Here is a 13,301-nt window from a genome sequence, read left to right as displayed (position 1 = left end):
TACACACTACATACATTCCGAACATACATAAGGTCCCTGAAATGACCCATAAAATCGCTATCCTTGGCGCATCCGGCTACACGGGCGCAGAGCTCGTCCGGTTGATCGCAAGTCATCCAAATATGGAAATCAAGGCTTTGACGGCCTCGCGCAAGGCTGGCCAGTCGATGGCGCAGGTTTTCCCGTTTTTGCGGCATCTGGATTTACCAGAGCTTGTCACAATCGAGGAAGTGGATTTCTCCGAGATCGATTTGTGCTTTTGTGCTTTACCACATGCGACAAGCCAAGCCGTGATCCGCGAATTGCCTAAGGACCTGAAAATAGTCGACCTTTCGGCGGATTTCCGGCTGCGGGACCCTGCGGAATATACCAAATGGTATGGCGGGGTGCATGACGCGTTGGAGCTTCAGGAAGAGGCGGTTTACGGGCTTACCGAATTTTATCGCGACGATATCCGTGGGGCGCGCTTGGTTGCGGGCACGGGATGTAATGCCGCGACGGGCCAATATGCGTTGCGGCCCTTGATTGCGGATCGTGTTATTGCGTTGGACGATATTATCATTAACTTGATCACGGGCGTGTCTGGGGCTGGGCGCTCGCTCAAGGAAAACCTGTTGCATGCCGAGTTGTCCGAAGGGGCGCATGGTTATGCCGTTGGGGGTACGCATCGGCATTTGGGCGAGTTCGATCAAGAGTTTTCGGCGATTGCGGGCGAACCTGTACGCGTGCAATTCACGCCGCATTTGATCCCTGCCAACCGCGGGATTTTGGGAACGGTTTACGTTAAAGGTTCTCCGGAAGCGGTTTATCAATCCCTCGTGCAAGCCTATGAAAATGAACCGTTTATGGTAATGCTTCCCTTCGGAGAAACGCCAAGTACGCGCCACGTTCGGGGCAGCAATTTTTGCCACGTTGGTGTGACAGGTGACAGGATCGAAGGACGGGCCATTGTGATGGTTGCGCTAGACAACCTGACCAAAGGGTCGTCCGGGCAAGCGTTGCAAAACGCCAACCTTATGCTCGGAGAGGACGAGACCGCAGGCCTGATGATGGCCCCTGTGTTCCCGTAAAAACCAATGAAAAGTCTTAAAAAAACCCGTAGAATCCAAGTCATTGCCCTCGCCATTGTTGCGCTCATTTTGGCGACGGGATTGATTGGCTATGCGATGCGCGATGGGATCAATTTCTTTCGCTCGCCTTCTCAAATTCTCGCGGAACCGCCCGCACCGAGCGAGGTATTTCGCATTGGGGGATTGGTGCTTGAAGGTAGTATCGAACGCGGAGTCGGACAAGAAATTCGGTTCACAGTGACCGATGGTGGCGCGGATATTCCCGCCGCTTTCAACGGAGTGTTGCCGGATCTGTTTAGCGAAAATCAGGGAATGATTGGCACGGGTTCTTACGTGAGCGGCGTCTTTCAAGCTACTGAAATACTTGCGAAACACGACGAGACCTACATGCCGAAAGAGGTTATCGACGCCCTTAAGGAACAAGGCGTTTACCAAGGCGAATAGCGCACGCAACGTTCGCACCCCTGCCAGATTATAAACTGATTATTGCGAATCTCTCGGGTGAGGGACTGATCCCTCAGAGCTGGGGGTATCGTGCAAGCAGTCCAAGAAATCGCCAAAGAAATCGTCGCCCGCGAAGGCGGGTTCGTGAACGACCCTGATGATCCGGGGGGGGCGACGAAGTTTGGGGTCACCATCCACACGCTGAAACGTTTGGGCATGGATTTGACCCGAGATGGCATCGTAGATATCGCCGATGTCAAAGCGCTGACCCGTCAAGACGCGCAGTCTGTTTTCGTTGAACATTACTTTCTCCGACCTAACTTATCCAACCTTCCTAGCGTGTTACAGGCCACCGTGTTTGACATGTATGTTAATGCGGGGAGCAATGCCGTGAAGGTCTTGCAACGGTTGCTGCTTGAAATGGGGCTTGAAGTGGACGTCGATGGCGCGGTTGGTCCACAGACGATTGCCGCGGCGGAAAAAGCTTATGAAATGGCACCAGATTATATCGCGGATGCCTATGGAATCGCGCGGCGCAATTATTATTACCGCCTCGCGGATGCCCGCCCAGCCAGTCGCAAATACGCCCGACGCAACGATGGTGGCAAAGGTGGATGGATTATCCGCGCGGAACATTTCATCGGAAAACAATATCACCTTTCGCCAGCCGAACACACAGCGAGGACATCGTCATGGGGTTGATAAATACTGTCTTTTCAATGCTTTTTGGCGGTGGTCGTAATATTGTCCGTGAAACCGCAGAAGTCTTTCGCGAGAATGCCGAGGCCGGTGCACAACGGGCCACCAATTTGCAAGGGCAGGCCCTTTCCCAACATGCAGCCGAGTTTGCGCAGCCAAGGCAAGGCGGCTTCGATCGTTTTATGGATGGGTTGAACCGACTCCCAAGACCCGCGATGGCGATTGGGATTTTGGGATTGTTCGTGAGTTCGATGGTCGATCCCATTTGGTTTGCCAGTCGAATGCAGGGGCTTGTTTTAGTGCCAGAACCGCTTTGGTGGCTTCTTGGGGTGATTGTGTCGTTTTACTTTGGCGCCCGCCATCAAGTGAAATCGTATCAATTTCAACAGTCGTTAACGGATACGATGGTGCGGGTGCCGCAAGTCTTGAGCAACCTTGAGGAATTGCGCCACCTAGCACCAACCAGTCCAGGCGTTGCCCGAGCAAAGCCTGAAGAGGCGAGCGAAGCTTTAACTCCCGATGCAAATGCCGCGTTGAGTGCGTGGCGGATGGCAAAAGCCTAAACAGAACCTATCATCTAAATGTGACATTACGCGCGGGTAAAACCGTGCGTATTGCGTTGATCAAAGGGGAAAGAGTCGCCATATTCGCCGCATGATTATTGAACTTGGCCATGTCGCCCTTATCCTCGCCTTTTTGTTGTCACTTGTCCAAGCGACGGTTCCCCTTATCGGGGCGCATAAAGGCTGGAGTGGGTGGATGGCCGTGGGGTCTGCCGCTGCAACGGCCCAGTTTTTGTTGGTTTTCTATGCCTTTCTGGCTTTGACCTATGCGTTTGTCACCTCCGATTTTTCGCTGAAACTGGTGATCGAGAATTCACACACCCTTAAGCCAATGTTGTATAAAGTTGCGGGAGTTTGGGGCAACCATGAAGGCTCCATGTTGCTTTGGGTGCTTATTTTGGCCGGCTTTGGGGCCTGTGCTGCATGGTTTGGTGACAATTTGCCCGCAACTCTGCGCGCCCGTGTTTTAGCGGTTCAGGGGGCGATTGGCGTTGGTTTCTACGCGTTTATCCTCTTTACGTCGAATCCCTTCACGCGAGTTGCCGTGCCGCCCTTTGATGGCGGAGACCTCAACCCACTGCTCCAAGACCCCGGACTCGCGTTTCACCCCCCGTTTTTATATCTCGGATATGTTGGCCTCAGCATGGCGTTTAGTTTTGCCGTTGCTGCGCTCATCGAAGGGCGGGTTGATGCGGCATGGGGTCGGTGGGTGCGCCCGTGGACTTTGGCGGCGTGGATATTTCTCACAATCGGCATCGCGCTTGGCTCTTGGTGGGCCTATTACGAACTCGGCTGGGGCGGCTATTGGTTCTGGGATCCTGTTGAAAACGCAAGCTTTATGCCTTGGTTGATTGCGGCGGCCCTGCTGCACTCTGCGGTGGTTGTTGAGAAACGCGAAAGCCTCAAGGCGTGGACAATTTTGCTGGCAATTCTGGCGTTTGGCTTCTCCCTGATCGGTACGTTTATCGTGCGCTCTGGTGTTTTGACGTCAGTGCATGCCTTTGCGACCGACCCTGAACGCGGAGTGTTTATCCTCGCATTGCTTGGGTTGTTTATGGGCGGGGCTCTCACGCTGTTTGCTGCGCGCGCCAATGTCCTTTCGAGCAAAGGCGTTTTTGGCGTCGTGAGCCGCGAAAGCGCCCTTGTTTTCAATAATATCCTGTTGGCTGTCGCCAGTTTCGTGGTGTTTGTCGGGACGATTTGGCCGCTGATTGCGGAGTTGTTCTTTGATCGCAAACTCTCGGTTGGGGCGCCGTTTTTTGACACGGCCTTTACCCCTTTTGTTATCGCGATTGCCTTGTTGCTGCCGATTGGGCCGCTCCTGCCGTGGAAACGTGCGAAGCTGTCCAAAGCCTTGCGCCCGCTACGCGCAGGGTTGCTGCTCGCTGTTGCCTTGGCGCTTTTGGTTTGGGCCATTCAATCAGAACGCAGCATTATGGCCCCCATCGGCGTGTTCCTTGGGTCGTGGGTCTTGGTTGGTGCCGCAACGGACCTTTGGCAACGTACGGGAAGCAAACGACAATCCATTCAAGAGCGCCTTGGGCGCATGCTTCGTCTCCCGCGCGGGGATTGGGGGCGTAGCGTTGCTCACTCGGGGTTTGGCGTTACGATTTTGGGGATTTCGATGCTGACGGCATGGGAGCAAGAAGACATCCGCGTCACCCAAGTTGGCGAACCCTTCACAGTGGGCGCCTATGAGATAACCTTGGCGGATGTCACGCAGGGGCAAGGCCCGAATTATTCCACAATCTTGGCGGAAATGCAGGTAAGTAAGGCTGGGAAGACGGTGGCTGTGCTGTACCCCGAAAAACGGGTATATCCTGTTCAAGGCATGCCCACGACCGAAGCCGCGATCGACAATGGCTTTTTGCGCGACATTTATGTTGTGATTGGCGATCCGCAAATCGATGGTGGTTGGGCGGTTCGCACTTATATCAAACCCTTCGCGAATTGGATTTGGGCGGGGGCGATCATCATGGCGTTTGGCGGTGGATTGAGCCTGTCGGATCGACGGTATCGTGTGGGGGCTGTGTCACGGCGCAAGTTGATCCCTGTCGCACCTCAGGCTGCGGAGTAATCGATGAAAAAAATCATATTGGTCGTCATTCTTCTTATGCTTCCCGTTTTTCAAGCGGGGGCCGTTGAGCCCAACGAGATGCTAAGTGACCCCGTTTTGGAGGCGCGTGCACGGGAAATTTCCAAAGGGCTGCGCTGCATGCAATGCCAAAACGAGAACATCGACGTAAGCAGTGCCGACATCGCCCGCGATTTGCGCCTTGCTGTGCGGGAACGTTTGGTTGCAGGGGACACTGACGACCAAACCGTCGCCTATATCGTTGATCGTTATGGCGAATTTGCGCTCCTGAGCCCCACAAAAACGGGCATGAACCTGTTTTTGTGGTTTGCCGGACCGGCGATGTTTTTGTTGGCTTTTGGGGTTGCCGTGACTTTTTTGCGGCGCTCGGCGCGGCGGCAGGAAAACGGATCAAACCCGGCTGTCGACAACCTCTCCGAGGAAGAAACAGCCCGCTTGGACGATATTATTAACCGATAACGCCATTTTTAAAAGATTTACGCTAGGTTGCCCTTTTTCTGAACCCATTGGTTCACTACCTTTAGGGAAATCGGCAAGGGAGCCTGCAATGAACTATCAAATGATCCGAGTGAGCCTGCGGGATGGGCTGGCTGTTATTGCCATGAATCGCCCTGATGTTATGAATGCGCTCAACCCCCTCATGCGGGCTGAACTGACCCATGCCCTGTTAGATATGGGACTCAACGCGCGGGCTGTGGTTTTGACAGGGCAGGGGCGCGCCTTTTGCGCGGGGCAGGACCTTGGCGATAAAGTCTCAGCGGCAAATGCGGATTTAGAGCGGACGTTGCGCGACGAATATGAGCCCCTATTGCGGGCGATTTACGAGTGCCCTGTGCCCACTTTGGCAGCTGTAAATGGTGCGGCGGCAGGCGCGGGTGCTAATATTGCACTGGCCTGCGACGTGGTGATTGCAACGGAAAGTGCTGTGTTTCTGCAAGCTTTTGCGCGCATTGGTCTCATCCCAGACGCAGGGGGCACCTATTGGCTGCCTAAACAAATCGGCATTGCGAAGGCGATGGGGGCGGCGCTTTTTGCCGAGCCTATCACTGCCGAAGAGGCCAGCGACATGGGGATGATTTTTGAGGCCGTCGCAGATGAAGATTTTGCGGGGCACTGGAATGCACGGGCGCAAACCCTAGCCAAGGGTCCGACCCAAGCCTACGCGCACATCAAAGAAGCGCTACGGGCCAGTTTTGACAATACTTTGGACGAGCAGTTGTCGCTTGAAGCCAAGCTTCAGGGACGTGCGGGACAAAGCCGAGATTTCAAAGAAGGCGTCGTTGCCTTTCTGGAAAAACGCACAGCGAAATTTGAGGGTCGATAATCCCCGCTCAGAAAGTATCCATTGTTAGAAACAAAAAAAAGCGCCCCACTTGGAGGCGCTTTTTTCTTTGTGACTGAACCCGCTTAGCGCGTTTCGACGTCGGTATAGTCCCGCCGTGTTGCACCAGTATAAAGCTGGCGCGGGCGACCGATTTTCAGCTGGGAATCGCCGATCATTTCTTTCCACTGCGAAATCCAACCAACGGTACGGCTGAGCGCAAAGATTGGTGTGAACATCGACGTTGGGAAACCCATCGCTTCGAGGATGATGCCAGAATAGAAATCCACATTTGGGAAGAGCTTTTTCTCGGTGAAATATGGGTCGTTCAAAGCTTGGCGTTCGAGTTCTTTGGCGACCTGCAGAGTTGGATTGTTTTCAACGCCCAGCAATTCAAGAACTTCATCCGCCGATTTCTTCATCACGGTCGCGCGGGGATCGAAGTTTTTGTATACGCGGTGGCCAAAGCCCATAAGGCGGAAGGGATCGTTCTTGTCTTTGGCGCGCGCGATAAATTCTGGAATGCGATCGACGGTGCCAATTTCTTGTAGCATCTCAAGGCAAGCTTGGTTTGCGCCGCCGTGAGCTGGCCCCCAAAGACAGGCGATGCCCGCTGCGACACAGGCGAAGGGGTTAGCACCAGAGGAACCGGCAAGACGCACGGTTGATGTGGAGGCGTTTTGCTCGTGGTCTGCGTGGAGCGTGAAAATACGGTCCATTGCGCGGGCCAGAATGGGGTTCACCTCATAGGATTCCGCGGGAACCGCGAAACACATGTGCAAGAAGTTTGACGCGTAATCCAGATCGTTGCGCGGATAAACGAACGGCTGACCAATGGAATACTTATAAGCCATCGCAGCAATAGTCGGCAGTTTGGCAATCATCCGCACCGATGCAATTTCGCGCTGCATCAGGTCGTTGATATCGGTTGAGTCGTGATAAAACGCCGACATCGCACCAACAACGCCCACCAAAGTCGCCATTGGGTGCGCGTCGCGACGGAACCCACGGAAGAAATTGTGCATTTGTTCGTGGACCATCGTGTGATTCGTCACGCGGCTCTCAAAGTCTTCCATTTCGGGGGCCGTTGGCAATTCACCATAAAGAAGCAGATAGCACACCTCGAGGTAATGAGATTTTTCGGCAAGCTGGTCAATGGGATAGCCACGGTGCAATAGTTCACCTTTGGCGCCATCAATGAAGGTGATGTCGGATTCGCAGGAGGCCGTCGACGTGAAGCCAGGGTCAAACGTGAACATGCCAGATTGGGCATATAATTTGCGAATATCGATAACGTCCGGCCCTGCGGTGGGGCTGTAAATCGGCAAATCATAGGATTTTCCGTCAATTGTCAGCGTCGCGCTTTTAGTGCTCTCTACCATTTTAGTTCCTCTCAAATCGGTCCCATGCGGATCATGCGGACCAAATGTTAACGTTCCAAAAGAGGGAGAAACCCACTCTTAGTTGGATGCTTGTGTGAGTCTAGCGATGGTTTCATCGCGGCCCAACACGAGCATCATGTCAAATACACTGGGGGTTGCCGTCCGTCCCGCCAGAGCGGCGCGAAGGGGCGCTGCTATTTTACCTAGGCCAATTTCATGAGCCTCAGCGACCCCGGCCACGATGGCCTCTAGAGTCTCTCGGTCCCAAGTAGCATTTTGCAACTGCGGCGTCAATTCCATCAGTATACCACGGGATACATCATCAAGGTTTTTTGCCGATTTTTCATCGGGGATTATTGGTGTGTTCACGGTAATAAAGTGTGCTTTATCAACGAGATCACCGAACTTCTTCGCGCGATCCTTTAGGCAATACATCGCCGTCAAAAACATCGCGTTTGTTGTCTCATCAAAGGGAATTTCGCCCTGTACCGCGCGATATTCTGACATTTCTTGCAGCAGTGCAGCATCGTCCGCGACGGCAAAATGCTGGCCACTAATATTGTCGAGTTTCTTGAAATCCAAACGGGACGGTGATTTGCCAATCCCATTGGTGTCAAACCACTCCAAAGCTTGGGCATCGGTGAAAAACTCGTCGTTGCCGTGGCTCCAGCCAAGTCGTGCGAGATAGTTGCGCATGCCCGCCGCGAGGTAGCCCATTTCTTGGTATTCTTCGACGCCCGTCGCCCCGTGGCGTTTCGACAATTTCTTGCCGTCAGGGCCGTGAATAAGGGGAATATGCGCGTAAACGGGCAGGGACCATCCCATCGCGTGATAGATATGCGACTGACGTGCGGCATTGGCGAGGTGGTCGTCCCCCCGAATTACATGGGTCACGCCCATATCATAATCATCTACAACCACAGCCAGCATATAGGTCGGTGTACCGTCGGAACGTAAACAAATCATGTCGTCGAGATCGGCGTTTTGAAAGGTCACGTCGCCTTGAACTTCGTCGTGAATGACCGTCTGGCCATCACGCGGCGCCTTGAGGCGGATAACAAAGGGCAAATCGGGATGTTCGGAGGCGGGGATATCGCGCCAAGGGCTGTGAAAAAGGGTCGAGCGTTTGTCCGCCTGCGCTTCGGCGCGGAAAGCGGCTATCTCGTCCTGAGTAGAGAAACACTTATAAGCGGCACCTTTGGCCAGCATTTCAAGAGCAACTTCGCGGTGACGCGCGGCCTGCTCAAACTGGCTAACGGCCTCTCCATCAAAGTCCAACCCAAGCCACGCCATGCCGCGCAGAATGGCCTCAGACGCCTCAGGGGTTGAGCGCGCGCGGTCCGTATCCTCGATCCTCAGCAGAAATTTTCCACCCCGTCCCCGCGCATAAAGCCAGTTAAACAACGCCGTGCGCGCCGTCCCGATATGCATATAGCCAGTGGGGGAAGGAGCGATGCGGGTGACGACGTGAGACATGGGGCATTAACTTTCTAGAAACCAAGATGTGGAAAGACTTAAGGCAGGTTTTAGGCCGCCATGGCCCGAAGGACAAGAAGGCAGAATCGTAACGTGCAGATTAACCTGCAGAGTTGGAAAACACAGCCTCTAATTGCGGGGCAGAGGGGGCACCTGTTCCCTTGGGTGCCTGTATTTTTAAGTATGGGGATCGGGCTATATTTTGCCCTAAGGTTTGAGCCCAATATCGCACATTATGGTTTGCTTGTCCTTGTGACTGTTGGATTATTTCTCACGGCTTCCACCATCCGCGAGAACTTTGCACCGTTTCTGTTGGCCATCGCGCTGGTATTCTCTGGCGTTTTACTCGCCGGTGCGCGCAGTCATGCCGTTTCAGAACCGGTACTTACGTTTCGTTATTACGGCCCTATTCAAGGGCGGATCATCAAGATTGATCGCTCCGCCTCAGAAGCAACCCGCCTGACGCTCGATCGCGTCATTCTCGACAATTTATCGCCTGAACGCACGCCAAGCAAGGTGCGCGTTAGCTTGCACGGCGATCAGGGGTTCATTGCTCTGGATCTTGGCTTGACGGTCATCCTCTCGGGCCATCTTTCGCCGCCCTCGGGTGCGGTGGAACCGGGCGGGTTTAACTTTCGCAAAATGGCATGGTTTCAAGGGCTTGGTGCGGTTGGCTATACCCGCAGCCCCGTTCTCGCCTTGACTGCTGCACGTCACGGGAAAGCGGGCCTCTTGATAAACCGTTTTCGGCGCAAAATTTCGACCGCCGTTCAAGCGGCCATCCCCGGCGAGGAAGGGACATTTGCCGCCGCGATTTTAACAGGGGATCGCTCCGATATGTCGCGCGCCACCCTCCAAAACCTGCGCAACAGTAATCTCGCACATCTGCTTGCCATTTCGGGACTCCATATGGGGATGTTGACGGGGTTTGTTTTCGCGGCCGTGCGGATTATTTTCGCGTTTTTCCCGAGCGTTTCCATGCGTGTTCCAGTTAAAAAAGTTGCGGCGCTCGTCGCTCTGACCTTTGGGGCGGGTTATTTGGCGATGTCGGGCGGCAATGTGGCGACCATTCGCGCCTTCATTATGGTCTCGGTGATGCTGTCCGCGATCCTGCTCAATCGGCGGGCGCTGACGTTGCGTGCCGTCGCCATTGCCGCGATTATTATCCTTGTCCTTCAGCCTGAGAGCCTCACTGGTCCTGGATTTCAGATGAGTTTTGCGGCGACGGCAGCCTTGGTGGCCGTTTTTGGCGCGATGCGGGATTTTCCTTCCCTCCCGATTCCCAAATTCCTGCGTGGCGCGCTCGCCGTTGTGCTTTCATCCTTCATCGCGGGCCTCGCAACGGCCCCAATTGCAGCCGTGCATTTCAACCAAATCGCGCAATACGGGCTGATCGCTAATGTCATTACCGTTCCCCTTATGGGGGTTTTGGTCATGCCTGCCGCGGTGGTGGCGGTGTTGCTCGTGCCCTTTGGTTTGCAGGGGCTGGCGCTGGAGGTCATGCGCTGGGGTATTTGGTGGATTCTTGAAGTTGCCGAGCGCGTATCGCATCTCGAAGGGGCCTTGCGATTGGTGGTGACGCCCGATCCCATCGTCCTGCCCTTGCTTGCTTTGGGCGGTGTCATTTTGATCATTTGGCGGGGATATGGGCGTTTGTTGGGCGTGCCACTTCTTATTGGCGGATTTGCCATATGGAGCCAAACAACCCGTCCAGACATCCTGATTTCTGACACCGGCACGCTTGTGGGTGTGATGACACCACAGGGGCGCGCGTTAAGCAAAGCCAAAGGGGCGAGTTTTGTCGCCGACAGTTGGCTTGAAAACGACGGAGACGGGAGCGCGCAGTTGGTCGCGTCCGAGCGCGGAAAATTTGAGCGTGCGAAAGGTAAGGTTTCAACGGAATTTAACGGATATAGCATCCTCCAGCTTTCGGGTAAAAAGGCGAATGAACTGCTTGAGGCGGGGTGTCGAACCCATGATTTGGTTGTCACCAACGTCAAAAGCGAGCCGCTGGAGGGGTGTATGCTTATTGATCCCATAACGTTGCGCAAAACAGGGAGCATTGCTGTGTATCAAACTCCGTCGGGTCTTAAAATGATCACCGCACATCAACTCGAAGGGCAGCGCCTATGGTCGCCCGTTGAAAAGAAAAAGCGCCGCTCATTTAAAAAGAGCGACGCCAATAATTCCTCAAAAATAACGCAGAAAACTCAATAGGTTCTAATCAGCCCGACGAGCTTCCCTTGAACTTTCACGTGGCCTGCGGGCAAAACACGGGTCTCATAAGCGGGGTTCGCGGCCTCAAGGGCGATCATATCCCCTTTGCGGCGGAACCGTTTCAAAGTCGCCTCATAGCCTTCGACATGGGCCACAACGATATCGCCGTTTTCAGCGTCGCTGGTTTCACGAATGACCACCACGTCGCCATTGTTGATCCCCGCGTCGATCATGGAATCCCCTTTGACTTCAAGGGCGTAGTGATGCCCAGAGCTTGAGATCATCTGGCCGGGAACGGCCACGCTGTGCGATTGTTCCGAAATGGCCTCAATGGGTGTCCCTGCTGCGATGCGTCCCATAACGGGCAATTCAATCGCATAGGATTGTTTGATGTCAATCGCCGCTGCGGGCGTCTCGGGGCGGTCGCCCTCGATAACACGCGGTGAAAAACTGCTCTGGCGTTGATTTTCAAGGACATTCGGACGTTTCACAATTTCGATGGCGCGGGCACGGTGCGCAAGCCGACGAATAAATCCACGCTGCTCAAGCGCCGTAATCAAGCGGTGAATGCCGGATTTGGAGCGAAGATTAAGGGCATCTTTCATTTCATCAAACGAGGGGGGAACGCCATCGCGCTCAACCCGTTTGTCGATGAAAGCCAATAATTCCAATTGTTTTTTCGTCAGCATCTGTCTCATCCTCTTGCCGTGGCCAACATTCAAAGGCCAATGTTACGAGCTTTGGGTGTGCGGGCGGCACAGCACGATGGGCATTCAATTGTTAACACACGCGAATTTCGCCTGTGTTCTCCTATGTTCTACCCATGTTCTTGTTTTGTGTCAACCGTGTGACGCGCGTATTTAGATTGGCAAGTAAGAGACAATCGCGCCGGCGTCGATTTTTCCCGCATGAGGGGCGCGGATTAGGAGGGCGTTTGCTGCCGATAAAACGGTCAGCAGGCCGCTGTCTTGGCGCAAAAGCGGGGTGATGCCGTCTTCCGAAATAATTGCGCGCATATAATGGGCGCGAGGTCCGTTTGCGGGCATGTCTTGGGTTGATTTGGCCGTTAACTCACGCGGCAGCACATCCGGATGGCCCATCATTTTGCGGATCATTGGCACGAGGAAGATCTGTCCACAGACCATCGAGGATACCGGATTTCCGGGAAGGCCAACCATAGGCACGTCCAAAACGCGCCCCGCCATTAAGGGTTTTCCGGGCCGCATGGCGATTTTGTAAAACGCGCGTTCCATGCCCAATTCCGCCGCGACATCTGCGACCAAATCATGGTCGCCCACCGACGCGCCGCCAATGGTGACGACCAAATCGGCGGATTTCGCCAAGGTGAAGGCTTGGGTCAGGCTGGGTTTTGTATCGCGCGCGATGGGAAGCAGGCGAACCTGTGCGCCGGCTTCCTCCAACATCGCTTTGAGGCCAAAACTGTTGCTCGCGATGATTTGGTCCGGTCCCGGGACTTCGCCGGGAATAACCAGCTCGTCGCCTGTAGCGATAAGGGCCACGATCGGGCGGCGGTAAACTTGGAGTGTGGGGGCGTTCATCGAGGCGGCGAGGGCGATATCGCCTGCGCGTAACACGCGCGGCGCTTGAATGCGGTCGCCAGCGGCGAAATCATCGCCAAGAGGGCGGACGTAATCGTGATTTTCGATCTCGCTATCAAGGGTGATCAACTTGCCACGCACGGCGACATCTTCTTGGATGATAACGTAATCTGCGCCTTTGGGGATCGGCGCGCCGGTAAAAATGCGGACCGCTTCGCCCGCGCCAACGTTGCCTGAAAATCCGTGCCCCGCTGCGGCCTCGCCGATGACGGAAAACATCGCATATGGCTCGACTTCGACACCCTTGACCGCATAGCCGTCCATGGCGCTGCTGGCGAAAGGGGGCTGGCTGCGGGTGGCGACGATATCGCGGGCCAAAACACGTCCTGCGGCTTCCTGAAGCGGGACGGATTCCACCTCAAGCTCGCTAACCAAATTCAATGTCTTTGCGAGCGCCTCTTCAACTGAAATCATG

General features: G+C 54.6%; 12 protein-coding genes. 8 read left to right on the top strand and 4 right to left on the bottom strand.

The window, feature by feature from the left end; all coding sequences use genetic code 11:
• Positions 1-41: 41 nt before the first annotated feature.
• The 7 genes from argC to AB9F29_RS13215 all read left to right on the top strand — a co-directional run bounded on the left by argC (position 42) and on the right by AB9F29_RS13215 (position 6,195).
• Positions 42-1,070, top strand: a complete 1,029-nt coding sequence (argC, locus tag AB9F29_RS13245; RefSeq protein WP_369756019.1) for an N-acetyl-gamma-glutamyl-phosphate reductase — start codon at positions 42-44, stop codon at positions 1,068-1,070.
• Positions 1,071-1,076: 6 nt separating this feature from the next.
• A complete protein-coding gene (gene ccmE / locus AB9F29_RS13240) occupies positions 1,077-1,514 on the top strand; it encodes a cytochrome c maturation protein CcmE (protein WP_369756018.1) in 438 nt (145 codons plus the stop codon).
• Between the two features lie 90 nt (positions 1,515-1,604).
• Positions 1,605-2,216, top strand: coding sequence for a holin-associated N-acetylmuramidase (locus AB9F29_RS13235; RefSeq protein ID WP_369756017.1), 612 nt, complete (start codon positions 1,605-1,607; stop codon positions 2,214-2,216).
• Positions 2,207-2,776, top strand: coding sequence for a holin family protein (locus AB9F29_RS13230; RefSeq protein ID WP_369756016.1), 570 nt, complete (start codon positions 2,207-2,209; stop codon positions 2,774-2,776). Before AB9F29_RS13235 ends, AB9F29_RS13230 begins: the two co-directional genes overlap by 10 nt.
• A gap of 91 nt (positions 2,777-2,867) precedes the next feature.
• Positions 2,868-4,853 (top strand): heme lyase CcmF/NrfE family subunit, encoded by a 1,986-nt coding sequence (locus AB9F29_RS13225; protein WP_369756015.1) that lies wholly within the window; start codon positions 2,868-2,870, stop codon positions 4,851-4,853.
• 3 nt (positions 4,854-4,856) lie between these two features.
• Positions 4,857-5,330, top strand: coding sequence for a cytochrome c-type biogenesis protein (locus tag AB9F29_RS13220; protein WP_335584195.1), 474 nt, complete (start codon positions 4,857-4,859; stop codon positions 5,328-5,330).
• Between the two features lie 88 nt (positions 5,331-5,418).
• A complete protein-coding gene (locus AB9F29_RS13215; RefSeq protein WP_369756014.1) occupies positions 5,419-6,195 on the top strand; it encodes an enoyl-CoA hydratase-related protein in 777 nt (258 codons plus the stop codon).
• A gap of 83 nt (positions 6,196-6,278) precedes the next feature.
• Here AB9F29_RS13215 and gltA read toward each other — a convergent pair whose 3' ends face one another.
• Positions 6,279-7,574, bottom strand: coding sequence for a citrate synthase (gene gltA, locus AB9F29_RS13210; RefSeq protein ID WP_039002128.1), 1,296 nt, complete (start codon positions 7,572-7,574; stop codon positions 6,279-6,281).
• Positions 7,575-7,652: 78 nt separating this feature from the next.
• Positions 7,653-9,050: a glutamate--tRNA ligase gene (gltX, locus tag AB9F29_RS13205; protein WP_369756013.1), complete on the bottom strand. Its 1,398-nt coding sequence runs from the start codon at positions 9,048-9,050 to the stop codon at positions 7,653-7,655.
• Between the two features lie 93 nt (positions 9,051-9,143).
• On the opposite strand from gltX, the gene AB9F29_RS13200 reads away from it, so the two are divergent.
• Entirely contained in the window at positions 9,144-11,267 is a 2,124-nt protein-coding gene (locus AB9F29_RS13200) for a ComEC/Rec2 family competence protein (RefSeq protein WP_369756012.1), read from the top strand.
• Here the strand turns inward: AB9F29_RS13200 and lexA are convergent.
• Together lexA and glp are read right to left on the bottom strand one after the other, a co-directional pair.
• Positions 11,261-11,956, bottom strand: a complete 696-nt coding sequence (gene lexA, locus AB9F29_RS13195; RefSeq protein ID WP_369756011.1) for a transcriptional repressor LexA — start codon at positions 11,954-11,956, stop codon at positions 11,261-11,263. The two genes, AB9F29_RS13200 and lexA, sit on opposite strands and share 7 nt — an antisense overlap.
• Before the next feature lie 171 nt (positions 11,957-12,127).
• Positions 12,128-13,300: a gephyrin-like molybdotransferase Glp gene (gene glp, locus AB9F29_RS13190; protein ID WP_369756010.1), complete on the bottom strand. Its 1,173-nt coding sequence runs from the start codon at positions 13,298-13,300 to the stop codon at positions 12,128-12,130.
• Position 13,301: the final 1 nt, after the last annotated feature.

The organism is Falsihalocynthiibacter sp. S25ZX9 (assembly GCF_041205405.1).
Taxonomy (GTDB): domain Bacteria; phylum Pseudomonadota; class Alphaproteobacteria; order Rhodobacterales; family Rhodobacteraceae; genus Falsihalocynthiibacter; species Falsihalocynthiibacter arcticus.
The sequence above is the reverse complement of the archived record's forward strand: the minus strand, read 5'-3'. Positions and strand labels throughout refer to the sequence as shown.

Bases quoted from the DNA above. Each gene is read 5' to 3' on its own strand.
- gltX (WP_369756013.1), bottom strand. From the start codon at position 9,050: ATGTCTCACGTCGTCACCCGCATCGCTCCTTCCCCCACTGGCTATATG.
- lexA (WP_369756011.1), bottom strand. From the start codon at position 11,956: ATGCTGACGAAAAAACAATTGGAATTATTGGCTTTCATCGACAAACGG.
- argC (WP_369756019.1), top strand. From the start codon at position 42: ATGACCCATAAAATCGCTATCCTTGGCGCATCCGGCTACACGGGCGCA.
- gltA (WP_039002128.1), bottom strand. From the start codon at position 7,574: ATGGTAGAGAGCACTAAAAGCGCGACGCTGACAATTGACGGAAAATCC.
- AB9F29_RS13225 (WP_369756015.1), top strand. From the start codon at position 2,868: ATGATTATTGAACTTGGCCATGTCGCCCTTATCCTCGCCTTTTTGTTG.
- glp (WP_369756010.1), bottom strand. From the start codon at position 13,300: ATGATTTCAGTTGAAGAGGCGCTCGCAAAGACATTGAATTTGGTTAGC.
- AB9F29_RS13215 (WP_369756014.1), top strand. From the start codon at position 5,419: ATGAACTATCAAATGATCCGAGTGAGCCTGCGGGATGGGCTGGCTGTT.
- AB9F29_RS13220 (WP_335584195.1), top strand. From the start codon at position 4,857: ATGAAAAAAATCATATTGGTCGTCATTCTTCTTATGCTTCCCGTTTTT.
- AB9F29_RS13230 (WP_369756016.1), top strand. From the start codon at position 2,207: ATGGGGTTGATAAATACTGTCTTTTCAATGCTTTTTGGCGGTGGTCGT.
- ccmE (WP_369756018.1), top strand. From the start codon at position 1,077: ATGAAAAGTCTTAAAAAAACCCGTAGAATCCAAGTCATTGCCCTCGCC.